Below are 24,025 nucleotides of genomic sequence, written 5' to 3'. Positions count from 1 at the left end.
GTTTGCTGCAATGTTTCAGATTGAGCGCGATCCTCCTGCCGCCAGCGAGCTGTCGTAGCTAAAGTACCAAAAGTAGCTGGTGACGAGGGTGATCATGGCAGCCCATATAGCGCGCGGTCGGCGGATTGTCACCCCCTAAGACCGCGCAGGGCGCGACGAGGCGTCTCAACTGTTGCTATTGCGTACCGCCAGCGCCATGCCGATCAGGGTGGCGCCGCCGAACAAGAGGTTGATGCCGACGAGGACGCCGATCGCCCATTCCGCCGTGCTCGGCAGTCCCGTGATCACCATGAACGAGATCGCGATGTCGACAAGGCCCGAGATCAGGAGCCACGACCAGCGGCCGCTCAGCTCACGACGGTGCTCCAGCGCATACATGATGGTGGCGACCCCCTCGGCGAGGAAATAGGCGCCGAGCACGATCGTCAGCGTCAGCACGGCCTGCATTGGGCGCGCCAACAGCAACATGCCGGCGAGCACGGCGAGTGCGGCCGAAATCAGCGACCACCAGAACCCCGGCGTGCTGCGCGCCCAGTAGGTCGCGATCAGCCCGCCGATGCCGCTGATCAAGAACATCCAGCCGAGGAAGATCGCGATGGCGAGGCTTGCGAGCGGCGGCAGGATCAGCGCAGCAACACCGAGAACGGCGAGCAGGATGCCTTCGAACAGAAAGGCCTTCCAATGCGCCTTGACCGTCTCGCTCATGGCGGATTGCAGCCGTGAAAAATCCTCGGGCGATGTCATGGGGGACCTCTACGTCGCAGGAGCAGATGGAGCTCAATGTAGTGTGTGCGTGCCGGCCTGGCTTTGCCGTGGATCAACCTCCGCCGTGCGCTGACGAAAAACCCTCTCCGCTGGTGCGGATACGGTTGCGGCCGAGAACATAGATCGCGGTTGTGACGATCAGAAGCGCGATGCCGAGCAGGATCGAGGTGAGACCGATCGGGATCAGCGCCAGCGTCAAGTTGCGCTCGGGATTGATGAGCCAATGATGGATCGAGGTCAGCACGAAGGCGAGGCCGAGGAAGCCGATCCCACCGCCGGTGAGCAGCAGCGCCCACATCCGGCGCAGTTGGCTGAGCCGCTCGCGCGCGATATCGGTGCGTGGAGCGTGGTGGCGCGCGACGCGCCGCACCAGGCGCGTGGCGAAGGCGATCGAACTGAAGCCGATCAGGAGGCTGGCAGCGCCCAGCCACATCCGCAGCGTCGGATCGAGATCGGGCATTTGCTGCAGCGTCAGCAGCGGGAAGTCGAAGGCCGAGTGCAGCGCCAGCGGGCCCGCCAGCATCAGCAGCCGGCTCGAGAGCCGGGCCCAGTCGCGATGACGGCGGTGCGCACCCAGCGCCGTGCCGGCCCGTGCGATCGTCAGATACGCGCCGGCGATGATGCCGAGCGCACCGTGGAACGGCACGGTCAGCACGCTGCGCAGGGCCGCGAGCGAGCGCCACATCTCGGCGTGCTGGACGAGATAGGCGAGGTTCTCATAGGCGGCGAAGCCGAGGCCGACCGCGGCGCCATAGACTACGGTGTCCATCGGATTGGCGAAGGTTCGCCGCTTGGTTGAGGAGACCAGCACGATGGCGATCACCTTCACGGCTTCCTCGGGCAGCGCGACGCCGAACACCGAATGCATGGCCAGCTCCGCCCAGGGATTGTCCGGCGCCGCAACCATCCTGGCGAAGGGAGCGCGGGCGAGGCCGAGCAGCGAGATGCTGGCCGCGCCGAGCAGGAACGCGGTCCAAACCTGGGTCGGCGGGCCCGGGCGTTCTTCGGCCGCGATGACAAGCCACAGCATCAGCAGCGCCGGGGCGATGGCGGCCGTTCCGATCACGGTGGGCAGTGCTTCAATCAGGTACATCGGGGTCGAAAATACGTTTCCTTGACCGGCTTATCTACGTCGACCGATGCGACGATGTGTCATGCGCCAGCTGTCCTGTCGCTTAACGAGTGTGACAGCCTCTGTTCATCCGTAGCGTTGCCGAGGTGGGAATGCGAGCCCAATCAATTACATGACGTGACCCGTCTGCGATCGATGACAGCGATGGCGCCGCGGCGATGAGATCGCGATCGGCCAGCAAAATCAAGAGAATGCGGAGATTTCTTCGATTCACGATGTACGTGTCGCCACCGCAAGTCTCACATCAGGAATCCGCGGTCGCGGCGAGCGCCCGGCCCCGGGCGATATGGCTGGTCAGCCGCCGTGTCACGTCGCGCCGAAGGGTATTGAACTCTGGCGACGAGACATCACGCGGGCGAGGCAGCTCGATCTGGACTTGGCAATCGATGCGGCCGGGCCCCGCGGTCATCACCACCACCTGGTCCGCGAGCAGGACGGCCTCTTCGACCGAATGGGTCACGAAAATCACGGTCAGCTTGGTGGCCCTCCAGATATCGATCAGTTCTTCCTGCAGCTTGCTGCGCGTCAAAGCGTCGAGGGCACCAAACGGTTCATCCATCAGCAGGACGTCGGCGTCGTTGGCGAGCACGCGCGCAATAGCGACCCTTTGCTTCATGCCCCCGGACAGTTGATGCGGATAGCGGTCGGCGAACGCAGCCAGTCCCACCATCGCCATGAATCTCTCGGTGATCCCGGCAACATCCTTGGAAGCGAGCCGCCGCTGGCTCGGTCCGAAGGCGATATTCTCTTTCACCGTCAGCCAGGGAAACAGCGCGTAGTCCTGAAACACCATTCCGCGGTCGGGTCCAGGACGATCAATCCCAAATCCGAACATCGTGACAGAGCCGCTGGTCGCCTGCTCGAAACCGGCAATGATCCGCAACAGCGTCGACTTGCCACAGCCTGATGCGCCGAGCAAACAGACGAACTCGCCTTTTTGGATCGTCAGATCGATCCCGCGCAACGCCTCGACCGGGCCATTGGACGCGTCATAGACTTTGTGCAGATCATCGACGCGCAGGATCGGTGGCGCGTGTTGGCTGTCAGACATGGTGTTGCGGGCTCCAGCGAAGGAAATAGTTGCTCAGCCAAAGCAGGATGCGGTCGGAGACAAAGCCGGTGACGCCGATAATGATCATACCGGTGATGACCAGATCGGTGCGCGACAATGAGCGGCCGTCCATGATCACCGCGCCGAGGCCTTCCGGAACTCCTGTCATCTCCCCGACCACGATCAGGATCCAGGCGAAGCTGGCGCCAAGACGCAGGCCGTTGAAGATGCTGGGCAGGGCCGCGGGCAAAACCACCGCCCGGAATAATTTTGGCCCGGCGCAGCCGAGCATTTCGGCGGCTTCGAACAGGCGTACGTCAACTGATTTCACGCCAAAGATGGTGTTGAGGAGAATTGGAAAGAAGGCCCCCAGGAAAACCAGGAAGATCGCCGATTTGGCGCCAAGCCCGAAGAAGATCATCGACAATGGAAGCCACGCCGTGACGGAATCGGCCGCAACAATGACAGCGTCGGATCGAGCACCGCGCGCAACAGCGGCAGTCGGCCGATCATCAATCCAAGTGGAATTCCGATGACGGCCGCGCAGAGAAAGCCGCCATAGACGCGCTGCACCGATTTCCAGAAATGTATGGCAAGGCTCGCGCTGTAGGCGTCATCGTAGATTCCACCGATTGCAAAATCCCTCATCATCAAGGCGACGCCGGACGGCAGCGGCACGAGTCGCGTTCCAGTCCACCGCACCATGATGTCCCAGAACAACAGCAGCCCCAGCGGCACCACCGCCGCCAGCGCGATGGCGCGAAGACGATGGAGCTTCCACGGGCGCGACGTCCTGGCCGGGGTGCTCTTCGCTGCGCGGTCGGCCACTGCCTCGGCCGGAGGTGCGATTTTGATCGACCGGCTCATCGCTCGCTCACATCGCGGCAATGGCTTTCACGAAGCTCGGCTCGATGAATTTGCCGTAGTCCGGGAGTTCGCGGATCTGCTTTTTGGCCAGCATTTGCGTTCCGTAATAGTTCGCCTGCTTGAGAAACAGCGCATCGATATTCCAGGTGAGCTCCACGTTGGGCGCGGCCTGTTCGATCGACGGCTTGGGCTGGCCGAGCTTTTGCATCGCCATCGCGACGAACGCCTCGCGATCGCTCATCGCATATTCGCTCGCCTTGCGATGAATTGCGAGCAACGTGCGGATCAGGTCTGGATCCTTTTCGATCAACTCACGGTGCGTGGTCAGCACCATGTTCAGCGAGCCGGTCGGCGTCGAGTAGGGGTATTCCACGATCTTGCCGACGCCGTTGGCCAGGCTGATGCCGGGCCCGGGCTCCGCGCCGACATAAGCGTCGATGTCGCCACGGGCGAGGGCGGGCGCCATGTCGCTGAACGACACGCGAACCGGCTCGATGTCCTTGATCGTCATGCCTTCGGCGGTCAGCCGGTCGAGGATCACGACCTCCTGCGTGGAGCCCGGCCAGATCGCGACCCTCTTGCCGTTGAGGTCTTTGATCGAATTGATCGCAGAGTCTTTTCCCGCCACGACGGCCATGCCGCGGTTGCAGGCGGCAGCAATGACGACGACGGGCTCGGCGTTGGCCGCGCCAAGCGTCGCTGCTGCCAAGCCGAAAATGCCGAAGTCGACGGTGCGGGTGGCGACAGCGTTCTTGCCGTCGGTGGGACTTTCGAACGGGATCACCTGGATCTTGACGCCGGCCGGCGCGAATTTCTCATAAAAATAGGGCGTGATGCCGTGGATGAGCTTCAGCGTCCCGACCTTGATGACGCGGTCATCGGCCAATGCGCGGAAGCTGGTTGCGGGCAGCGCCGCGGCGGTTGCGGCTAAGCGGATGAACTCTCGTCGCGTGGTATCTCGCATCGCGTGTCCTTGTTGGGTCCGCCCGGCACAGCGATGCCTAGCTGCGGCGCAACAAGAAGTGAAATTTATTCGCTAAATGGCGATCATAGGCTCGGGTAATAATTTGATGATGCTGCCTTTTTGATCATCGTCCAAGCCGGCTCCGCCGCGAAATCGACCTTGGAAACCACCCTTGGAAACGACGCTTGGGAACGAGAGACTAGTGGGTGGTGAAAGGCGGCCGCGGATCGGGTGCGACGTCGAAAGCGCCGAGGTGGAATTCCTCGCCGGTCGCCTCGTCCCGCATAGGGCGCTGCGCCAGCAGCGTGAACGCCGCCTGCGGATATTGCTGCCAGATCGCGAGGTCGCCGGCGGTGATGGTGAGCCAGCCGAAGGTGTACATGTAGCGTCCGGGCTCGGTGACCCGGCCGACCCTGTCCCAGGTGATCTTGTCCACTGCCATTCGGTCCCCCGATCGCAGTTCTGCCCATGAGTCCGGCACGACGCACGGACCCGCAAAAACTGACCCGGCAATGAGGCGACGGCGTGGCGGCGGTACGGAGGCGAAGCGGCCGCCCCCCCTCACGCCGACTGCTTCAGTCCCGACCGGACGATCAGGCGGACGAGGTCGACGCGCTGCTGTTTTTGAGCGAATTTGACCGCGAAGCCGTTCTCGAATTTCCGGATGACGCGCCCGACGCAGGCCCCGACCGCGAGCGGCGTTCCGATCGGCGGGTCGTATTCGCAGGATATCGCAACCCCGGCCGTCGAGACGTCGATGATGAAGCAGGGATGAGTGCTGCCGTCGGCGAGCGCCAGGAACGTATGCGGGACCTGCGGCACAAACCGCGCGTCATGCCGCAACTCGGCGAGGCTGGCGTCCTTTTGCCTCTTCTCGAGCCAGGTCAGCTTTTCCGACATCCAGGCGCGCCGCGCCCGGGTCATCTCGAGCTCCATCAGGAAGCCCATCCTCAGCGTCGCGGTGATCGTGCACTCGAATTCGCCGAACTCCTGGAAATAGGAGGTGACGCGCTCGCCGACCTTGCCGACGACCGGCACGTCCACGATCATCCGGAACGGCGAGACGCGCTTGGTGCGGCAGGCGAACGTCCTGAGCCTGCCCTCGCAATCGTACCAGCGCGGCAGCGAATAACTGCCGCCCACGTTGACGTCCACTGCACGCTGCTTGAGGAATTCGGCGACGGACATGTAGGCCAATCGTGTTGCGGAGTGTTTCCGTAATTCCACGGTAGCAATCAAATTCTAAGCAAATGATACCGGCACTCATGAGCAGGGGTAAATTTCTGGTAAACGCCGGAGGCGGTAGTAAGCCGCAGGGGGACCTTCGCGAGGTGCACGCTCTCTCGCGGCGCGGAGGCTTTCCAGGACGCGAGCAGCGCTCCCCATCCGAACCGGGAGGCGAAGCACTTGACGAGATCAGGCCCGATCGCGTCGGGCTCGAACCGGATGCCCGCTTTGCGCAGCACCCATTCGATGAACTCGCCATCCGTGAAGAAGAAAAAGGCGCCGAGATACAGCGGGAAGCGCGATTGGAAGACGAGCCCGGGTCGGAGGTAAGCGGCAGGGAGGTTCACGCGGGGAGGGTGGATTTTGCGGGGCCGGTCCGCCGGCCGGCGGCAGCGAGGTATGGCGCTCCCTAGCGGAATCGAACCGCTCTCTCCACCGTGAAAGGAAGGATACGGCGTTCACCGCTGTCCACACTCGTTTGAACATAATGAAAATAATCAGATAGTTAGGCCATAAGCGGGCATGCCTGTCCATTGACGTCCACTCAAAGATATTAGACACATGTTGGACACGATGCAGTTTGCCACCGTGGGAAAGATGCTATGGCGCGCACAATCAGGGATGCCTTATTGGACACGCGCACCGCGCGCAGCCGGCTCAAGGCGCGCGGCAAGCCGTACTGGCGAGGGTTGGAGCCGGGATTACACCTCGGCTACCGAAAGCCGCTCAGCGGCGCCGGCAAGTGGCTGGCGCGGCACTACCTTGGTGGTCAGGCCTATGAGGTCGAGACCATCGCTATCGCTGATGATTTTTCCGACCCGGACGGCGTTGCAATTCTCAGTTTCCCCCAAGCTCAGACGCTGGCACGAACGCGCATGGTCGCTCGCGCCCATGCCGCGGTCGGCAAGACCAAGCCCCTTACTGTCAAGGATGCGATCGAGGCCTACGTCACGTATCTGGAATCGAAGCGAAGCCGCTCGGGGCGCGAGGCACGCTATGCCGCCGATGCCTTCATTCTACCAACGTTAGGTGCGGTCGAGATCAACGCTTTGGTGCCGGAACAGGTCCGCGCATGGATCTCAAAGCTTGCCAAGTCGCCAGCGCGTGTCCGTACAAAGAAGGGCGAGAAACAGCAATTCAAGTCCATCGATGATCCCGAAAATGAGCGTCGCCGAAAGTCGTCCGCGAACCGGATACTCACGATATTGAAGGCCGCTCTTAATCTTACCGCGCATGACCACCCCAAAAGCATCCCGTCTGATGCAGCATGGCGTCGTGTTAAGCCGTTCCATGGCGTAGATTCGGCGCGGGTTCGGTATCTCACACTTGATGAAGTGAAGCTGTTATTAGCGGCGAGCTTGCCTGCTTTCCAGCGGCTGGTGCGCGGTGCCTTGGAAACAGGGGGGCGATATGGCGAATTGTGCGCGCTCACCGTGCAAGATTTCAACGCAGACAGCGGGACCATTGCCGTCCGCCAGTCCAAGAGTGACAAGCCGAGGCACATCGTCCTGACCGAGGAGGGCGCGGCTTTCTTTGCATCAATCACGAAGGGGCGACTAGGCGACGCGCCCATGTTCGTGAAAGACGATGATCAGCCATGGGTGCGCGATCATCAGAAAGATCCGATCGCGGAAGCCTGCGAGCTGGCAAAGATCAAGGCCGCGAATTTCCACGTCCTTCGCCATACCTGGGCGAGTCATGCCGTAATGAACGGCGTGCCGCTAATGGTCGTCGCCAAAAACCTCGGCCACTCGACGACGCGGATGGTTGAAAAGCACTATGGTCATCTTGCGCCATCTTTCGTGGCCGATGCCATTCGAAGCGGGGGGCCAAGGTTCCAATGAGTAATGATCCTCCCCGCGAACCGGTCGCCGCAATGTTAATTGGTCTTTCGCCCCAGGAGGCCGAAGCACTTCGGAGGCGTGTATTTGAAATTGCTCGCGATCTAGGGGACAGCTCACAGCAAGATCAATTTGTCCGCGCTGTCGACGAGGCCATAGGGGAACATCGATTCTATACCGGGGCCGTCCCGTCTGATCAGAGGGGCATAAAACTGGCCCGTTCGATTGAGAAGGCCGCAACTGCACTGGCTCGAGATTTGGGCGCGCTTGATCGAATAACGGCCTCTGTTCTAGTCCAGAAGATTTGGCTCTCAAAGAACGCCGGCCGGCTCCGCGAGGAAGCAATCAGTCTCGACGACCTTGACAAGGATGTTAAGAGGCTGCGGCTTATTTCAGGGGCCGCCTCAGCATTGATTGAAGGCGGCGGCATGACGGTTAGAATCGACGGTCTGGTCCGCGATATCGCGCGCGGCTACGCTGATTCTTTCAAAGTGACCCCCAGCTATTCGAGGTCCGGCCTATTCGCGAAGCTCATCAAGGAGACCTTTCGTTCGGCCAGAATAACCCCTGTACCGGACGAGTCGCGGCTAAAGAGCGCTCTTTCCGGAATGAAATTCTTGGACGCGGCGCTACCTCGCCGTGGTCGAAAGACGAAACTAAATACCACGAAAAGCGGATAACGAGCCATCACAACTCGTGTCTTTTTCCTGAGTGGCTGTCGTTGTCTTTATCTGTCCATCGAAACCAATGCTGGACAGATCGAGAATGGATACCATCCAAGGCAATGTAACTGGCAAGGCCTGCTATTCAGTCGACGAGTTTTGCTCGACTCATGCCATTTCGCGAGCCATGTTCTACAAGTTGCGCTCGGAGGGAAAAGCTCCGAAAACCATGTCGGTTGGTTCTCGGACGTTGATTTCCCTTGAGGCAGCCGCGGATTGGCGCCGCTCGTGCGAGGGCGCCGCTGGCCGCAAGGAGGTTGCGTAAATGCCTCGCCTCCAGGAGATCCATCAGCGCGATGATAAACTATTCGAACTCGTCTGCGGTGACGCCGTGGCCGGGCCGTTCCCCAGCTACCTGTTTGCCGAGCCAGTAGCCGAGGGCACGGCGCCGGAGCCAAAGCTCGCAACGAAATTTCGGCGCTACAAGATCGTTCGCGAGGTGCTCCACCTTGCGTGATCTGGAAATGCAAAACCCGACCGCTGGTGACGGCCGGGTCTGCGAAATGGTCCTTGCTGGTGCTTTGGACAATTCGCAAGCTAGCAAAATTACCCGACGCCTTCAAGTTTCAAATCTTACACGTCGTTGCGCGATTAGCGGAGCTGCCGCTGCGTTGCTTGCGCCTCTTATCTATGGGGAGCGCGCACAGTGAATCTGAATTTGGAGTGCGACCTCGCCGAACAGATACGTGTACTTGATCCGGCGCAGTGGTCGATCTTGCAGGCTGAGATCTGCCTTAATATCGCAAACGCCAAGCTTTGCGCGTTCGCTGCTGAGGCTGATCATGTGGTGGGGTTGGTTCGATTTGGGCTGTTCAATCGTGCTGCCGCTGCGGACCACCTGCATACAGCCGCGCTCTACAATCAGCTTTATCTCGAGTACGGAATCGAAGCCATTCAGAAGATAATGGCGGCCGGCCTCGCGGAAGGTGTTGCATGAACATTCGCATCACCGAGTTTCCGGGCGAGAAAATGAGCAACGGGGAATTGGACGCCTTGACCGCGGTTCGAGATCGGTCCGGATCTGGCTTCAAGCGTACCAACACAAACGACCTAATGGCGGCGACATTCCCGCCCTTGAAGGCGATCATTCCCGGCTATGTCTATGCTGGCTTCGTCGTGCTCGCTGGCAGGATGAAGCTCGGCAAGACTTGGCTGGCTATTGATTGGGCCGTCGCCGTTGCCACTCCCGGCGTCGCGATGGGCTCCATCGACTGTGTCGGCGGCGACGTCTTGTACATCGACCTTGAAAATGGTCCCCGCCGCATCCAATCGCGGATCAGGGCGCTATTCCCTCGTGATCAGAACTTGCCAGACATGTCGCGGCTGGAGTGGGTCACGGAAGCTCCGCTGCTCAACGACGGCTTCATCAACCGTTTGGATCGTTGGCGGATATCGGTGAAGGATCCTCGGTTGGTCGTTATCGACGTCCTTCAGCGGATCAAGCCTCCCGGCAACAAGGTCCAGAACGCCTATGAGTCGGACTATTCCACTTGGGCGCCGCTCCAGGAATGGTCGACTCGACATGGAGTGGCTGTGCTCGGTCTGCATCACACCAAGAAGGGCGCGATGGACGATCCTCTCGAGGCGCTATCCGGATCCAACGGCCTAGCAGCCTGCGCCGACACCACCATTGTTCTGGACCAGGGGCCAAACGGTCGGACGCTCTACGTTCGCGGTCGCGACGTAGAGGAGCGCGAGACAGCGGTGCTGTTCAATGCTGGGAGCTGGGCGGTTCTCGGGGAGGCGGCTGACGTGCGTCGCTCCGACGAACGGAGGGCAATTCTCGCCGCGTTGACCAAAACGTCGCCGCTCGGACCAAAAGAGATCGCCGCGGCAACGGGCATGAAGGACGGCAACGTCAGGTTCCTCCTCGGCCAGATGGTGGCTGCGGGCGAGATCCAGAAGCAGGGATATGGCCGCTACACCCCCACCAACACCTCTAACACCGCTCACACCAGACAGGATCCTGATGAAGATGAGTAAGAGCGCGACTGTGAGCGTTGTGAGCAGTGTTAGGGGGATTTCCGCTGGCGCCAAGCAGGGCGGGAAACCAGGTTGCCAGTCCAATGTTAAACGCCGCAGGTTTCGAGAAATATTGCTGGTTGCGCGACATTGGGGGCGCACGGGATGCGGGTTACTTTCCTCAGGCGGCGCTTTGGGAGCGCTACCGCATGGGCCGCCATTCGCACCACGCGCGCGCGCGGTGAAAATTCCCAGAAAATCACCTAACGGAGAAAACCACTATGGCGAAACGGATAGCGAAGCGCCGCAAAGGTAGGCCGAACCGGCGAGAGGCGAGCCAGAAAGCGCTGGCCGGCGTTGATCTTTCAACGCTCGATCCGAACAATGTCTTGCGCTCGATCGCCGCGGATCAGAGCGCGCCGGCCGCGGCCCGCGTAGCCGCCGCGAAAGCCCTGTTGAGCAGCAGTGCTCAGAAACCTGAAGAACCCGCTGAGCGCGATCCCGTCACGCGGCGCGCGCTTCGAATCCTGCAAGGAGGCAAAACCAATGCATGACCGCAGAGACACAATTCCGGTCGTCGCGACCTATCGCGGTGTCGGGCTGCACGATCTGCAATCCCCTGACCGTCTCGACCTCGTGCGGCGTGCGATCGACAATGTTTTTGACCAGCGCGACATCGATCGACTTTTTGAGATAGCCGGGGATGCGCACTGGCCGCCCGAAGCCAGGCTGCTCGCTGCGGCAAAGTTGGAGGCCGTGTATCAGATCGCAGTGGACGAAAGGACGGCCCGCCCGCCCATCGATCTCACGCTTGTCCAGGCGACGGTAGCTGGTTTGGACTCGGTGAAGTGGAGGCATCCGCAATTTTTCGCCTCGCTGTTCGATGCCGGTCCTCCGCCGGGTGTGAAATGGCCAGAGCGCGAGCAGCCACTTCGATGACAATCATCAGGGGGTGGTGGCGGTTTGTTTGTTCATTGCCGACACCGGCGGGGACCGGCGCTGCAGCTCCGTTCGCAATAAGACCTAAAATCAAGACCGACCCATCGCTATTGTTGGGTCATATAACTGATTTTGTTGAACAATAAATCAAGTTGAAAAAATCCAATCTAATGCCCCTCGATAAGAGCAGCCTCGCTGACCTGAGCTCAAGCTCAGCCTGCCGAGCCGGTGCAGTCCAGGCAGTTCTGGACAGGCTGAAACCAGAAGATAGGGAAGTGATTGAGCGAGCATTGGCATCGGCGCCGCCAATACGGGGACGTAGGCTCAACGACCGAGATCAGGCCGTGCGGGATATTTCTGCTCTTTACGATGGGACGCCGAGCGGCTCGGCTAAAGCCATCGCCGTGGATCTCTCACGGTATCTGTCCGGGGCGTGGCTTCGGGAACGTGATGGTGGTCCGCCCGAAGGATCAGGCGAACGGCGCCGCCTTTTGTTTAAGATCGCGTTTTTCTCCGTCGGCGCATCGCTGTCTTGGCGGCAAATCTTGAATGTCATCGAGGGCCACCGCGGGCGTTGACGTTTGCAACATCTCCCTGTGGATGTTGCAAACGCAATCATGGCTATCTGTGTTCAAGCTCACGAGGCCACAGAGACATGATTGCCGCCCTCCGAAAGAAAACCGCTTCTCTCGTCGACTACGAGGATGCCCCGCTCGCGGCGCTCGACCGCAAAATCGCGAAGATCGAGTCCGATGACCAGGCCTTATTTGAAGTCCAGTTGTCTCTCGAAGAGAGCAGCGGGGGCGGCACGGCCTCGCGCCTTACAGACGCAGCCAGAGCGTTGCTCGATGGTACCGACTACGATCCAACCGCGAACTCAATTTCGCAGTTGGAGATCGTATGTAAAAAGCGCGCTGTCTATCGGCGCGCGTTCGAGATCGGCCGTGTTGCGCGAGAGCATCTTCTCGTCGAGCGTGGCGACAGAATCTTCGCCTCATTTTCTAGCGAGATCGCCGAGATTGAGCGTCGGCGCATCATGGCGGCCCTGGATCTACAGCGCATCAATCGCCAGCGAGAACAGTTGCGTGAGAACATCCGTTCAGCCGGCGGCGGTGGAAGCCTGCCGACCGATGGTCGTGAATTACTTGGCGTTGGCGAGACGTATGATGAGGAAGTGAACTGGTGCGTGGAGCGCCTCATTGCTGCCGGCATAGTCAGTTCCGCCGAAATCGAAAAGGCGAAGGCGCGATGAACAATCTAGATACATTGCGCGAGTCAGCGCTTGCCCATCGACTTAAGGGAATGGTCGGGGGAAATCGCGTTTTGTGGAACGCAAAGCATATCGCTCAACTCCGGCATGGCATCTGGGAATTCTCTGAGCGAGCGCTTATTGACGCCTTCGAAATGAAGCAAGCCGAACCGGCAATCCGGGTGCCCGCGTCTGCGCCCGTGCTGCGCGCCATGGATAGTACCGCGCTTTCGTGGCAATTCAGAATTAGTGACGAGACGCCAGATTTGATGAACGACGTCATCAAGGTCGGCGGATGGCGGCTCGCGAACTTCGCGAAGAATGGACCTGTCCTGTTTTGCCATGACAGCAGCTCGATGCCGGTCGGACAATCCTCGACGCCATGGACGAGCAGCGGCCCGTCACTGATGGCAAACGTTAACTTTCCGCCTCAAGGCGTTTCGGCTGTTTCGGATCAAGTTCGCAGCATGGTCGCTGCGGGTGTCCTGCGTGGTTGCAGCGTGGGCTTCGTGCCAGGCAGTTTTCAGTTCACCAAGGACCCGCAGCGGCCCGGGGGAATCGATTTTCTGTCGGGCCACATCTTGACTGAATTCAGCCTGTGCCCCGTGCCGGCCAATCCGAACTGCCTACTGGTCGGTCCAGCAGCCGGCGCAAAATCATCCGGCCGCGTTCGCAATGCTCCGCTCGATGACTACCCCTTGCCGGGCGGAGAGCCGAGCGACTGGGTATGCCAGGCGATCGGTACGATGCCGATCGATTCGACCGATGATCCCTATAACGCTGCCTCAGCAAAGGCCGCTTTGCTTGCGCAATTCTCCCCGAACGGGACGATCACCGAGGACGCCAAACACTTTTTCTTTGCCTCCAATGCGTCTGCGGCATTTAAGGCCGATAGCTATCAGTTTCCATTTTGCAAGGTCGCAGGCGGGACCATCGTCGCCTCGAAAACGGGCTGGCGCCAGAGCTTTGCGGCTCTCGAAAAATCCGACATGCCCGGCAATGTTATCAGTGTGGCGCGAGCCCTGGTGGATTCTCTCGAGGTGCGACTGGGCGAAACCAAAATGTTGGACAGACGCCGTGAGGCGCGAGAACTCGTGGCCCGGGCGCGTGCGATCAGCGCGCGCATCGTCGACGATCCCACCCCAACTCGCGAGCAGCGCCTAGCCGAAGCCGCAAAGATTCGTCGGATGGCGTACTCGAAATGAAGGTTTTGCGTCTCATCGCGCAAAAGACCGCTGTCGCTGGCGGACACACTGAGGCGGTCCGGGGTAACCCGGACCGCACATTCTAAGGGGAAATCTAAGGTGAATGAAGCGCGCGAGATTATTCGTAACGCGATCCAGATCCAGGAGACGGGGCTGATCGCAGCCCAAGGCGGGCTCGCGAACGGAAAGGCAGAGATCCAGCGCGCGGAAGCGCTGATCGACCAGCACACGCGCGCGATCGCGCAGCTGACTGAAATTCTGAAGATGGCTGGCAGATGAACCACATTATGCACCGCATTCTAGATGCACCTCCCGCGCTCCGGCGCTTCCTCGACGCACGCGCGATGGGCGCCTCGCATGAGGAACTGAAGAAGCTCAGCGACCTTGCCATGACGGAGCAAGCGGAGCTCGCCGGCAAGCTGTTCCTAAGGCTCGTCTCTCGCGACGGAGAAACGAACCCTTCGGATCGATGCTAATCAGATGTCTTCCGCGATCATGCTGCCAGTGCGGCGGCGCCGAGGTCGCCAACGCTTTGGGGAAGAGCGCCCACGCCGCTGCATTGTCTAGAACATTCGCGATTGGAAAGTCACACAGTAGATTTTCAAAAGTGTTCGCGTGGCCCTCCAGCGTGAAAAGCCCAGCCACCGAAGGGTTCGATATATTGCTAGCATATTGGACCTCTTAGGACGCTAGACTAAGATGCCAATCATGAGAGTCACCGTGGCAGCGACCCGCGCCACGACTCTGTAGCGCTTCGCGGTAAGTTAGAATGTGAAAAAAATGTCAGGCCGCTCGCTGCTTGTCAGATTTGATCAGATCGTGCGCTCGAAGGCATTCGCCTGTCCGCTGGAGCCGGGGCCGCCGGCAAAAGTTCTGGATCAAGGCCACAAATCGTAGCTATCGGAGGTGCGAGGCAAAGCGCGTCCCGGCATCGGGTTTACCGCCTGCGTGACCACGGCTGGAGCTTTTGTCGGGGCGCAATTAGCGGAAGTGCGATCTTATTCCGCAAGCAAGCCCGCGGCAGGTTCATAGCAGGGAGGCGCGCGCTGAGGCAGTGGGTCGGAAGCGCCGACGTGTCCGCGTTTCCCTTCACATAGGTGAGTGCGGGAACCTAAACACAAGCGAAATATGCGTCGTACAACTTTGCTACTCGGCCCCACCGTTCCAGTTGCGATCTGTATCTTAGGGGGCGCAAGATGAATGTTAGAATGGACTGGATGGTGGTCGGCGCGCGTTTCAAGCTCAGCAAGTTCGGAATAACCCGTTGCCCAGATCTCGCCCGCAAGGTCGGCGTCGTTGTCGCGGTCAGCGCTCGTACCACCGGCATTACCGTCCTGTTCGATGGTGCCAACCGACCAACCGTTTTGCACCGGGATTACATCAGCCCAAGCACTGAGAGGATCGGCGGGGATCGCTCCGTTCCGTTACTCGGGGCACCCTAATGGGGTACCCAAAACGGACGGCAGGATAGCTGGCGCATCTCGGTTTGCTCCGTGTACGGTCGCAAATTAGTCGCGCTTCGTACCCACTTCCTCCATTTTACAGGCTTGTTATATGCCCCACTTTGTCACCTGGGGACGGGGGACGAGAGTCATGGAAATATTTCGCGCTGAGAAGATTTGCGTTGTCGAGGACAACTCAAGCAGGTCCTGCCGGACCTGCGGCAACAAAATGAAGCTTGTACGAACGGTGGTGGACTCTGACAGCGGAGGCATCACTCACATGTTCGAATGTGCGTGCGGCAAGCGGTCCTGGGACGACTGAGGCGTACCTTCCGGCCGACGATCTCCGGGCGGAGAGACGGGCCGGGCTTGGGGCTTCCGCAATCAAACGTAAGTGGAACAATCTGCTTCGCACCGCGTCTCTCCGAGGCCCCCAGCCAGACAGGTCGCCCCCCGGCTGCTGGAGGAAAACCCGATCAGCGGGTTGACGGCCCCCACGTGGGGCCGTTTAAGTTTCGAGGTCGCCGTCTCAGCCGAACACTTGGCAACATCACAAGAAAGGCCCCAACCCGGGGGGCCTCCCGGCTGGGGCTCTTAGTTTTCCGGCACAACCATTTGGATAGAAGTGCCAGCCTCCTCAAGATTGAACATCGCCAGTGCGGGCACGGGATGGCGACAGCTTGCGGAAAAATGATCTAAGTTATGGCGCTCAAGACGATGGTGTGATCCTCCGCCACTCAGGTGTGCCGCTCGCGTGCAGTTCGAAGCAGCCGCGCTCCTGTGGATAGGGACCATTCGAGCAGCCGGCGATTATTTGGTCCTAGCCAACGGCAGGCCACAATGCCCCTGACCCTACGGATGATCGGCCTCGATGATTACACGGTCCACGAGGACCGGCAGCTAGTCGGGCGCATCCGCTACGCCAGCGAATGCTCCCCCGGGCTGTGGCTGTGGACGTGCATCGTGACACTTCCCGGACCGCCTTTTGGGGACGCTGGTTCGCTCGACGAAGCGAAAGGGCGCTTCAAGGTCGCCTGGGAGAGCTTCAAGGCGAAGCATCGGCCAGAAGAGCTGGCGAAGGCCTTTGAGGAAATGAACCACGCGAACAGGCCAGCGCGGTATCTGCGTTAGGCGCGGAGTGCCGCAACCAGCCAAGGGCGAAAATCGGCCCCAACTTCGACGGGGGTGGAAGCTGAGGCCGAGGCGGCCGGACCGTGAGGCTTTCAAACGGACCAGGAATTAAACATGCGCCCAGAACAGCGCTGAAGCGATCCGTGCAGTGGGCTTACCTCTGATTTTCCGAGTATCGTAGGACAGCATTACGCACGTTAGTTATCCGGAATCGCGGCCGTCGCGACGCACGGTAAACGGCAATGGCCTCGGGCGGAGATCTCCGAGGATCGGTCTCCAGTTGCTTTTCCAAGGTAGCGACGGTCGTCTGCAGGTTGTCGCGACGTTCTCGCATTGTTAGAGCCAGCCTCGAGTAAGACTGGTTAGCAGGGTCGAAGACACGAGACTTGCGTTCCTCCTCCTCGATGTCGGCATTGAGAAGTTGAACGCGCCGTAGCAGGTCGGAGATCAACGCATGGAGCTGGACGGTCGCTTCGAAACGGGGCATCGCTTGCATCGGCTTCGCCTCAATATGAAACAGGCCCACCTTGAGTCTGATGGATTGGGCATTGCAGAGCAAGGGGAGTGCCAGTCCGTAGCCGTTAGCGGGCGCTAAACCAGCATGCGCCCGAATTCAACTGTCACAAATCAAAGTGTCCCTAATTCTGAATAGGACCATCTCGGCGGTCGCCGTGGCATTCGATTGCGGGGCGAACGCTACTGCGACCTGTCCAGCCCGTCGTGCTCAGCCCGCGGCAAGTCCAGTTTGGACGCCTTCGCGGCGGTCAACTCGATGGCCCTAGCCTGCTGGGCGTCCGCCGGAACTCGTCTCAGTCCGGCACAAAAAACGCTGGCACGACGCATGCTGTCCAAGAGGTATCTCAGGAGACGATGCCTCTTGCCAACCTTCATAGTGGGCTTTCAGAGAACGGCCGATCGGAGGCTTATCCGAGAACGTGTAACTGCGGATTCCGCAGCCGAGGCGGTGCGTCTCTTGCAAGCGAAATTCCCGGCGCCCGCGTTCAGCTGGGTGTTCATCACCCCGGCCCGCGGCGACAAGCCAAAGTCGAATGAGGGGCCACTGACTGGACCGCTTCGTGGCCGATGATGCGGATGCGGTCCACGCGAAGGCTTCTTTTGAAACGTGCAATCGACGGAGGCTGCGGTTAGGGAAACCAATTCCGGACGCGATCTTCCAGCTCCCGGCGGTTCGTTTCCGGATCATCATACTTAATCCAGACGATGCGAGATACCACCGCGCCAGCAATCATGATCAGTGTGGCTGACACTCCGCCTAGCCCAAGGGGGACTGAGACCAAGAAACGCCGCCAACGCCATTCGAAGACTGGCGCACCAAGCCGCTGTGGATAGGACGGCACGCTCAGCGGCGGCCGCTTTCTATGTCACGGATCACGCCGGCGAGCCTACCACCTCGTACTCAAACGCGACGCCCTCCGGATCGTTTTCGTCCATCCAGGCGCGCGCGGCTTGCTCATTGGCGAACACCTTCAGGTCCTCCTCCTGGTGGTAAATCCAAACAGTTATGGTCGCGCCGGGATCCGATTTCGACCTAGGATGGACGCGAGCATGGACGAGGACCTCCGTAATTGCCTCGCGGAGACTGTCGCGGTCGAGAATGCGGATCAGCCGGTCGACCGTTGCTGCTGCATCGCGCTCGCGCGTGAGATAATCGGCCAGCGCTATCATGGCGAGGTCATAGCTCTGCTCGATCCTCTCGGCGGGTGTCAGATGCGCCATGGTCAAGGGGTCCACGCAGTGGCAGCGCCAGTTGGATGGCAAACGGTCGGCTGGCATTCGCTTCTATGAAGGCACGCAGCGCCGGCGCGATCTCGTCGTCGCCCACGTGGCGCTCGGCCAGCTCGTCCGCGACCTCGCTGGTCGCATCGCGAGACCAACCCTCGATGGCATTGAAGGCGACGATGCGGACCGGATAGGCGTATTGGCCCGACAGCAGATCGCGGATGACCGTCTCGAAGTCGGTGTCCTGCTCGTCCGTCTCCCGCCAGGCGCAGCCGCGCGCGCGCCGAAATCTTCCAAGACGAGATAGACATCGCGATCGAGGCGGTCGAGCGGCACGATCGAGGGCGACGAACGCATACGCATACTCCGGAACAGGGAGAGACGGCCCCGGCTTCGAAGGGATGGACGGTACTGACCGGGGCCGTTCCGCCAGCTTGGGCCAGCGACTCAGCCAACGGCGCAGTGAGCACGCCGTTCCCCACAGCAGGCCTCCGGCAGCTTATCGCGGCGCGCGCTTACCACTCCGCGAGGCCGGCTTCGTTTTGCAGAATTTAATGTGTCACTCTAGGAAGAAGGCGAGATCTTTTAGCGACTCGCGGTTATATGGTGCCTGGTCGCAGCCGCCTGCGACCAGGCGGCCGGGCGCCATGGTCTTCCTGCAACCCCAAGGCCAATGGATGCTCGGCCGCTGCAGCTAACAGCGGGCGGTTAGACTAGGCAACATCGCCTGACGTCATTCCTGCGCGAAGCCGACGACCTGAGACTTAAATGCCACGCCTCGCGCGGCGAACCGTCAGATAGCATGCGGCGAGCGAGGAGATCGTTCCAAGCTGGCTTGCAGAGGTTGAATGTTGGCTGTGCTGACAAGCGCGCAAGCCTCGCACCTGAACAGCCAAGATCTCGCATGTTCGCCCAAAAACCTCATCGGCTGTAAGCAAAGATCGCACTTCCGAACCGGCTTATTGCCGCCAGCTTCCGTGAAAATGAACTTCATGTCCACCCCCTCCGCCTCTGACCATACAAATCTGATTCGCGAGGAAGTTAAAGAGGGCGGGCGGCTACAGTTCGCGATTCATGGCGGGGTGTTGCCTATTCTTCACCTTGACCCAATGCTTCTGTCGGCCCCCGCGGTAAGGCCGGTCGCGGTGCTTCGAGACCAACCCCTCCAGGCCCATGCGGCAGGCGGCGCGGTACAGATCGGGGCCGATCTCGCCCCGCTCGAACGGCGCCACGGTGATCCCGTCCGGCCGGCGCGCTAACAGGCGTTGCAAGTTTGTCTTTCGGAGGTGCAGCGGCAGGTCGCGAAAATCGTCACTGCCCAGTGCCAGCACGTCGAACGCATAAAGCTGCACCTCGTGGTCGTGCTTACGGGAGTGCAGCGCGTTGAAATCGGAGAGGCCGTCGATCCCCAAAATCACAGCCTCGCCGTCGATCACAAAATGGGTCTGCCGGTTCTTCAGAGCGGCCTCGGCAATCCATGGATAGCGCTTGGTCCAATCGGTGCCGTTCCTGGAAAGCAGCCGCACGCGCTCGTTCTCCCGGATTACCAGCATCCGGTAGCCGTCGTGCTTTACCTCGTGGATCCAGTCCGGTCCCGATGGGACCTGCTTGCCGGCGGTCGCCAGGCAGAGCTCGTAGGTCATACGCATGGGCGAAACATAGGGATTTAAGATAACTATACGAGTCTTAGGAACAATGGGGCGATACACGTCATTGACCTACGCTCCGACTCTCAAGTCCCCCCTGCGGTGTCGGAGTGATCCCCACGGCCCCAGCCGCCGCCAGTAGCTGGGGCCGTTTTCATTGCCGCACGAAGAATCAAATCGCGCCAGCTCCCGGCGCGCGCCGCGCACAGACCCGGCGCAAGTTCGTTCCATGAGCTGGAACTGAACTTACCTTTTGTGCGTTTCGAATTTTCCCAACGGCTGAGGAAAGCACCATGGCGGAGCACCGTCGCGAGCTGAAGCAAACCCGATCTCTTGAGGAACGATTGGCCGATCTAGCCGCAAGGTTCAAAGAGCAGGCCAGCGCGCTACCGGCAGGCGCAGAACGCGAGGCTCTTCTTAGGAAGGCCCGACAAGCTAACACTGGCGCGCACATGACTGATTGGCTGAAGTCAACGGGATTGCAGCCGCCGAAGTAACGCGAGCGTGTTGACGAAGGAAGTACGCTATGCGGCGGGCACTACCCGTGATCTCAGAAATCCAACATTTGCGCACTAGCTTAGGTGAATTGCGGCCTTGCTAAGTTGTGTTCCGCCGTAGCCGGAATTACGCTTTAGCACCGAAATAGGAACGCTGCTGCTTACGCTGCATTCCCGAGCTATCACCGTTCCAGACCCTTGGGCCGGTGCCGGTGACTGGGAGACGCGACTGCGCCTCCGCCTTCAAAGTGGGGAGCGCCATGACCAAAGGATCTGATGGGGTGCGCATGAGAACGGCCCCGATCGCGGAAGGGATCAAAGCATCGGGGCCGCCCTTTGCCTGCCGTCATTGGGGAGACAACCGGCGCCAGATTGAACCACCGCTGAATACACCGGGCAACCGGACAGCATTTCTGACGGGCTTGGAGAGTCGCTGAGTGGCATTGCGTGATTTGGCGCAAGGGGCGCCCGTTCACGCTGGCGGGCCTTCTCGCTTACGACAGGCAAGCGACGATGGCGAGGACCACGTCGGCGCCTAGATCGCCCGAGTACATTGAAAAGAGAATGCCGCCACCAAGCACCACTGCCATCAATTGAAGCGCGATCATTTGGAAATCCCGTCGTTAATGAGGGAAAGCTACTCCCGGATCGTTTCCAGACTGCTTCGTGCATCGCAGTGAATGGTTTCATTCAGCCCGCCGGTTTCACGCTGGCGGGCCGTTTTCTTCGTGTGCATCGGTCTTAGGCGGCGTTCTTCCACTGGAGTCGAGGAGCTTTGGGAGGGGCGGCATCTTCGTTTTTGGCGCCTCGATTGGTTCTTCCGGCGTCGTACCTGCCTCGTCCACCTTCTTTCGGCTGACGAGTGCGCCAATAATGCCGATGACCAGTAGCAAGGCGCCTGCGATCATCAGCCAGTGGGGTAATTCCAATGATAGATGCATCGTCCGAGGCTAATCCAAGTCGCTTCACCGAGCCACACCCGCCGGTTCACGCTGCGGCCGCTGGGTTGCCTATTTGGCACACTTCGAGATTATCGCGCGGCCAATGTTCGGTGTGTGAGGTAATCGACAGACAGTGTCGAGGAGAGGCGAGTACGGTAAAGGCGGGTTGATGGGCGTATTCGCGTCGATTGCTATGTCGGAAAATGTACTACGCTTCTACCAGTTCGCTGAGGTGTGCAGAGAAAGGGCCGCCGAAGCCCGTTGCTCGATCGATGCGGAGCTGTGGCTCAAACTTGCTGAGGACTGGCTCAAATTAGCACGAGCCGATCAGCAAGGGCCCGACAACGGGGATCCTACGAGCCGCGCTGCATCCGATGAACGGCGACAAGAAGGTCTGGCCGCTCGAGCACTTCCACCAGCCTGTCCAAGATGATGCGCTCGTTATTTCGGGGCCTCGGTTCTAAGTACTCCTCGAGAATGCGCTGCGCGTCACTGACAGCCTGAAGAGTTAGCTCTGCATCCGTCATCTGTTAGCCTCCTGGCGGCCATTCAGAACGAAAGAACTTACGTGTAAAATAGTTCCATATCCATTAATTGCCGGTTATTGCGCTGCCCACGGTCCCGCCGTCTGCGAGTAGTCCATACGCGTTTATTGGCCATGTGTTGGACACGGCAGCGGAGTAGGGCGCTAACTGGCTGATATCGTTGGCGCTCCCTAGCGGAATCGAACCGCTCTCTCCACCGTGAAAGGGTGGCGTCCTAACCGATAGACGAAGGGAGCAAACGCAAGGCCCCGCCGCTCTTCACGGCACGGCCGCCGGCCGCACGAGTCATGCCCGGCGGCCACGGCGGGCGAACGTATAGTGGCCTTTGGGCCGGTCGGCAAGCCGTTCGGGACCGGTCTTTTGCGCCGCGGTGGTTAGCTTCCCCGGCATCATTCGGAACGCGATTTCAACCGTTTCTTAGGGTTCCCTGAGATAGCGCTGGAGCGGGAGATTTTAAGCCATGCCACAGCCCAAGAAGCGCGCGGCCCGCAAACTGCTGTCGCGGCATGCCTGGATCACGCTGGAGGGCGGATTCGCGGCGCGGCATTGCCTGTTGCAGGACATCTCGAGCACGGGCGCGAAGATCACGACGGATGAGGACGCAAGCCAGCTTCCGGGCGTGATCCGGATGGCGTTCTCACGGGACGCGCGGACCGGGCGAAGCTGCCAGGTGATCTGGCGCCGCGGCAAGTCGGCCGGCATCAGGTTCCTCTGACGCCCGCCCACGCGGCCCGGATGGCGCGTGCGGCCGGTCCGGGCTAAAAGGCGTGGATGCGCGCCATTGTCCTCAGCCTGATCGCTTTCGCCGCCGCCTCTGCGGCCACGGCCGAGACGTTGCGGCTTCCGCCGGCCGATCAACCGCAGGCCAGCAAGACGCTGCCGCTGAAGGGCGCCTCGGGAGCGGCCAGGGCGAACGCCTGCGCGTCCTATGGCCAGGGCTTCAGCTGGGTCGAGGCGACCGGGACCTGCGTCAAGATCGGCGGCTCAACCAGCGTCGATGCCGGGGTGCGGCGCTAGCCAGACAAAAAAGTCGAAAACAACCCCATGCACAGTAGCCGTCAAGTCCGGCCGTGCTGCGTGAGGCTTGCGCGCGTGAAGCGATTCAGCACGACCTCACTGCAGCTTAAGCCGCGTCAGCGGCTCACGACATCGGCGGGGCCACGTGCTGCGCAGATCCGGGCCGCGGTGCGAGCTCGGCGAGCCAGCGCGTCAGGTGCGGCTGCGCAGGTCGGCTGATGCCTTCGACGCCAAGCCAGCGCCGCGCATAGGCGCCGAGCGCGATATCGGCGAGCGTGAACTGCTCGCCCTCCATGAAGCGGCGCGTGGCCAGCAGGCGATCGGCGATCGCCCAGACCTCGGCGGCCGCGTCGGCATCCCGCTGCACCTGGATCATGTTGCGCTCGGCGGGCGGCGTGCGCACGATGCCCCAGAACACCGGACGATCGACCGGCTGCACCGTCGAGAGCGTCCAGTCGAGCCAGCGGTCGACCGAGCTGCGCAGCTTCGGCGCCTCCGGATAGATCGGCGTGCCGCGTCCATGCGCGAGGCAGAGATAGCGCATGATCGAATTGGATTCCCACAGCACGAAGTCGCCCTCGACCAGCGTCGGGATCCGCGCGTTGGGGTTCATCGCGAGATAGCCGGCGTCGCGGGTCTTGCCGAAAGCCATGCCGGCATCGATGCGCTGATAGGCGAGGCCAAGCTCGGTCAGGCACCACAGCACCTTCTGCACATTGACCGAATTGGCGCGGCCCCAGATCGTCAGCTTGGTCTCAGGCATGAGATTCCTCCGCGCGTTTTCTGTCGTAGCCCGGATGGAGCGAAGCGCAATCCGGGATGTTGCCACAAGGCGCGTCTGTCCCGGATGACGCTTCGCTCCATCCGGGCTACGAGCCCGTCGCGCGGGTGATAGCGGAATTTCGCGATTGCTGCGAGCCTCTCACGCAAAGGCTCCGCTGCATGCAAAAAGCCCCGCCTGGGGCGGAGCTTTCATTGCAAGTCTGACCAGGCGATCAGCGGCCGAAGAACAGCCACAGCAGAATGATCACCGGGATCGGCACGCCTAACAGCCACAACAAAATTCCGCGTCCCATCGCGTTCTCCTCCATTCGCTCCATGAACAGAGAACGCGGCGATGGGAAGCTTGTTCCCCGTGAAGG

The 24,025-nt window shown here is 60.7% G+C and carries 25 protein-coding genes, 2 tRNA genes and 2 pseudogenes; 13 read left to right on the top strand and 16 right to left on the bottom strand.

What is annotated here, in order from left to right; all coding sequences use genetic code 11:
- Window positions 1-165: 165 nt before the first annotated feature.
- The 9 genes and pseudogenes from AB8Z38_RS07450 to AB8Z38_RS07410 all read right to left on the bottom strand — a co-directional run bounded on the left by AB8Z38_RS07450 (window position 166) and on the right by AB8Z38_RS07410 (window position 6,481).
- Entirely contained in the window at window positions 166-744 is a 579-nt protein-coding gene (locus AB8Z38_RS07450) for an HdeD family acid-resistance protein (RefSeq protein ID WP_369723891.1), read from the bottom strand.
- Window positions 745-817: 73 nt separating this feature from the next.
- Window positions 818-1,858: a PrsW family intramembrane metalloprotease gene (locus AB8Z38_RS07445; RefSeq protein ID WP_369723889.1), complete on the bottom strand. Its 1,041-nt coding sequence runs from the start codon at window positions 1,856-1,858 to the stop codon at window positions 818-820.
- Window positions 1,859-2,141: 283 nt separating this feature from the next.
- Window positions 2,142-2,948 carry an ABC transporter ATP-binding protein gene (locus AB8Z38_RS07440; protein WP_369723887.1) on the bottom strand — a complete coding sequence of 269 codons (807 nt, stop codon included), beginning with the start codon at window positions 2,946-2,948 and terminating at the stop codon, window positions 2,142-2,144.
- Window positions 2,941-3,815: pseudogene (locus AB8Z38_RS07435) on the bottom strand (ABC transporter permease). The gene AB8Z38_RS07440 and the pseudogene AB8Z38_RS07435 overlap by 8 nt, the downstream one beginning before the upstream one ends.
- A 7-nt stretch (window positions 3,816-3,822) precedes the next feature.
- Window positions 3,823-4,779: an ABC transporter substrate-binding protein gene (locus AB8Z38_RS07430; protein ID WP_369723885.1), complete on the bottom strand. Its 957-nt coding sequence runs from the start codon at window positions 4,777-4,779 to the stop codon at window positions 3,823-3,825.
- Window positions 4,780-4,978: 199 nt separating this feature from the next.
- The gene (locus AB8Z38_RS07425; RefSeq protein ID WP_369723883.1) at window positions 4,979-5,221 is read right to left on the bottom strand and encodes a hypothetical protein; all 243 of its coding nucleotides are present in this window, start codon (window positions 5,219-5,221) and stop codon (window positions 4,979-4,981) included.
- 119 nt (window positions 5,222-5,340) lie between these two features.
- On the bottom strand, window positions 5,341-5,967 hold the full coding sequence (locus tag AB8Z38_RS07420; protein WP_369723881.1) for a PilZ domain-containing protein: 627 nt from the start codon (window positions 5,965-5,967) through the stop codon (window positions 5,341-5,343).
- 47 nt (window positions 5,968-6,014) lie between these two features.
- On the bottom strand, window positions 6,015-6,353 hold the full coding sequence (locus tag AB8Z38_RS07415) for a hypothetical protein (RefSeq protein WP_369723879.1): 339 nt from the start codon (window positions 6,351-6,353) through the stop codon (window positions 6,015-6,017).
- A 53-nt stretch (window positions 6,354-6,406) separates the two neighbouring features.
- Window positions 6,407-6,481, bottom strand: a tRNA-OTHER gene (locus AB8Z38_RS07410).
- A 127-nt stretch (window positions 6,482-6,608) separates the two neighbouring features.
- Here AB8Z38_RS07410 and AB8Z38_RS07405 point away from each other — a divergent pair.
- From AB8Z38_RS07405 to AB8Z38_RS07355, 11 genes are all read left to right on the top strand, one after another.
- Window positions 6,609-7,850, top strand: coding sequence for a tyrosine-type recombinase/integrase (locus AB8Z38_RS07405; RefSeq protein ID WP_369723877.1), 1,242 nt, complete (start codon window positions 6,609-6,611; stop codon window positions 7,848-7,850).
- Window positions 7,847-8,527, top strand: a complete 681-nt coding sequence (locus AB8Z38_RS07400) for a hypothetical protein (protein ID WP_369723876.1) — start codon at window positions 7,847-7,849, stop codon at window positions 8,525-8,527. Before AB8Z38_RS07405 ends, AB8Z38_RS07400 begins: the two co-directional genes overlap by 4 nt.
- A 307-nt stretch (window positions 8,528-8,834) precedes the next feature.
- Entirely contained in the window at window positions 8,835-9,026 is a 192-nt protein-coding gene (locus AB8Z38_RS07395) for a hypothetical protein (RefSeq protein WP_369723874.1), read from the top strand.
- 189 nt (window positions 9,027-9,215) lie between these two features.
- Window positions 9,216-9,506 (top strand): hypothetical protein, encoded by a 291-nt coding sequence (locus tag AB8Z38_RS07390; RefSeq protein WP_369723871.1) that lies wholly within the window; start codon window positions 9,216-9,218, stop codon window positions 9,504-9,506.
- Entirely contained in the window at window positions 9,503-10,552 is a 1,050-nt protein-coding gene (locus AB8Z38_RS07385; RefSeq protein WP_369723870.1) for an AAA family ATPase, read from the top strand. Before AB8Z38_RS07390 ends, AB8Z38_RS07385 begins: the two co-directional genes overlap by 4 nt.
- Window positions 10,553-10,996: 444 nt before the next feature.
- A complete protein-coding gene (locus AB8Z38_RS07380; protein WP_369723868.1) occupies window positions 10,997-11,470 on the top strand; it encodes a hypothetical protein in 474 nt (157 codons plus the stop codon).
- 655 nt (window positions 11,471-12,125) lie between these two features.
- Window positions 12,126-12,722 (top strand): hypothetical protein, encoded by a 597-nt coding sequence (locus AB8Z38_RS07375; protein WP_369723866.1) that lies wholly within the window; start codon window positions 12,126-12,128, stop codon window positions 12,720-12,722.
- Window positions 12,719-13,924, top strand: a complete 1,206-nt coding sequence (locus AB8Z38_RS07370; protein WP_369723864.1) for a hypothetical protein — start codon at window positions 12,719-12,721, stop codon at window positions 13,922-13,924. Before AB8Z38_RS07375 ends, AB8Z38_RS07370 begins: the two co-directional genes overlap by 4 nt.
- A gap of 99 nt (window positions 13,925-14,023) precedes the next feature.
- Window positions 14,024-14,203, top strand: coding sequence for a hypothetical protein (locus AB8Z38_RS07365; RefSeq protein WP_369723863.1), 180 nt, complete (start codon window positions 14,024-14,026; stop codon window positions 14,201-14,203).
- A gap of 929 nt (window positions 14,204-15,132) precedes the next feature.
- Window positions 15,133-15,366: a hypothetical protein gene (locus AB8Z38_RS07360; RefSeq protein ID WP_369723861.1), complete on the top strand. Its 234-nt coding sequence runs from the start codon at window positions 15,133-15,135 to the stop codon at window positions 15,364-15,366.
- An 840-nt stretch (window positions 15,367-16,206) separates the two neighbouring features.
- A complete protein-coding gene (locus AB8Z38_RS07355; protein WP_369723859.1) occupies window positions 16,207-16,497 on the top strand; it encodes a hypothetical protein in 291 nt (96 codons plus the stop codon).
- A 1,389-nt stretch (window positions 16,498-17,886) separates the two neighbouring features.
- Here the strand turns inward: AB8Z38_RS07355 and AB8Z38_RS07350 are convergent.
- From AB8Z38_RS07350 to AB8Z38_RS07325, 6 genes and pseudogenes are all read right to left on the bottom strand, one after another.
- On the bottom strand, window positions 17,887-18,234 hold the full coding sequence (locus tag AB8Z38_RS07350) for a hypothetical protein (RefSeq protein ID WP_369723857.1): 348 nt from the start codon (window positions 18,232-18,234) through the stop codon (window positions 17,887-17,889).
- Window positions 18,191-18,594: pseudogene (locus tag AB8Z38_RS07345) on the bottom strand (hypothetical protein). The gene AB8Z38_RS07350 and the pseudogene AB8Z38_RS07345 overlap by 44 nt, the downstream one beginning before the upstream one ends.
- A gap of 701 nt (window positions 18,595-19,295) precedes the next feature.
- Complete coding sequence (locus AB8Z38_RS07340) at window positions 19,296-19,880, bottom strand: RNA ligase family protein (RefSeq protein ID WP_369723855.1); 585 nt, start codon at window positions 19,878-19,880, stop codon at window positions 19,296-19,298.
- Between the two features lie 1,204 nt (window positions 19,881-21,084).
- Window positions 21,085-21,321 (bottom strand): phage holin family protein, encoded by a 237-nt coding sequence (locus AB8Z38_RS07335; RefSeq protein WP_369723853.1) that lies wholly within the window; start codon window positions 21,319-21,321, stop codon window positions 21,085-21,087.
- A gap of 353 nt (window positions 21,322-21,674) precedes the next feature.
- Entirely contained in the window at window positions 21,675-21,848 is a 174-nt protein-coding gene (locus AB8Z38_RS07330) for a hypothetical protein (protein ID WP_369723851.1), read from the bottom strand.
- Between the two features lie 179 nt (window positions 21,849-22,027).
- A tRNA-Glu gene (locus tag AB8Z38_RS07325) sits at window positions 22,028-22,102 on the bottom strand.
- A gap of 224 nt (window positions 22,103-22,326) precedes the next feature.
- On the opposite strand from AB8Z38_RS07325, the gene AB8Z38_RS07320 reads away from it, so the two are divergent.
- Complete coding sequence (locus AB8Z38_RS07320; protein ID WP_369723850.1) at window positions 22,327-22,581, top strand: PilZ domain-containing protein; 255 nt, start codon at window positions 22,327-22,329, stop codon at window positions 22,579-22,581.
- Window positions 22,582-22,637: 56 nt separating this feature from the next.
- Complete coding sequence (locus AB8Z38_RS07315) at window positions 22,638-22,883, top strand: hypothetical protein (protein ID WP_369723848.1); 246 nt, start codon at window positions 22,638-22,640, stop codon at window positions 22,881-22,883.
- Window positions 22,884-23,007: 124 nt separating this feature from the next.
- On the opposite strand, the gene AB8Z38_RS07310 is transcribed toward AB8Z38_RS07315, so the two are convergent.
- Window positions 23,008-23,646 carry a glutathione S-transferase family protein gene (locus tag AB8Z38_RS07310; protein WP_369723846.1) on the bottom strand — a complete coding sequence of 213 codons (639 nt, stop codon included), beginning with the start codon at window positions 23,644-23,646 and terminating at the stop codon, window positions 23,008-23,010.
- Window positions 23,647-24,025: the final 379 nt, after the last annotated feature.

This window comes from Bradyrhizobium sp. LLZ17, from assembly GCF_041200145.1.
GTDB lineage: Bacteria > Pseudomonadota > Alphaproteobacteria > Rhizobiales > Xanthobacteraceae > Bradyrhizobium.
This window is presented reverse-complemented; position numbering and strand designations above follow the sequence as displayed.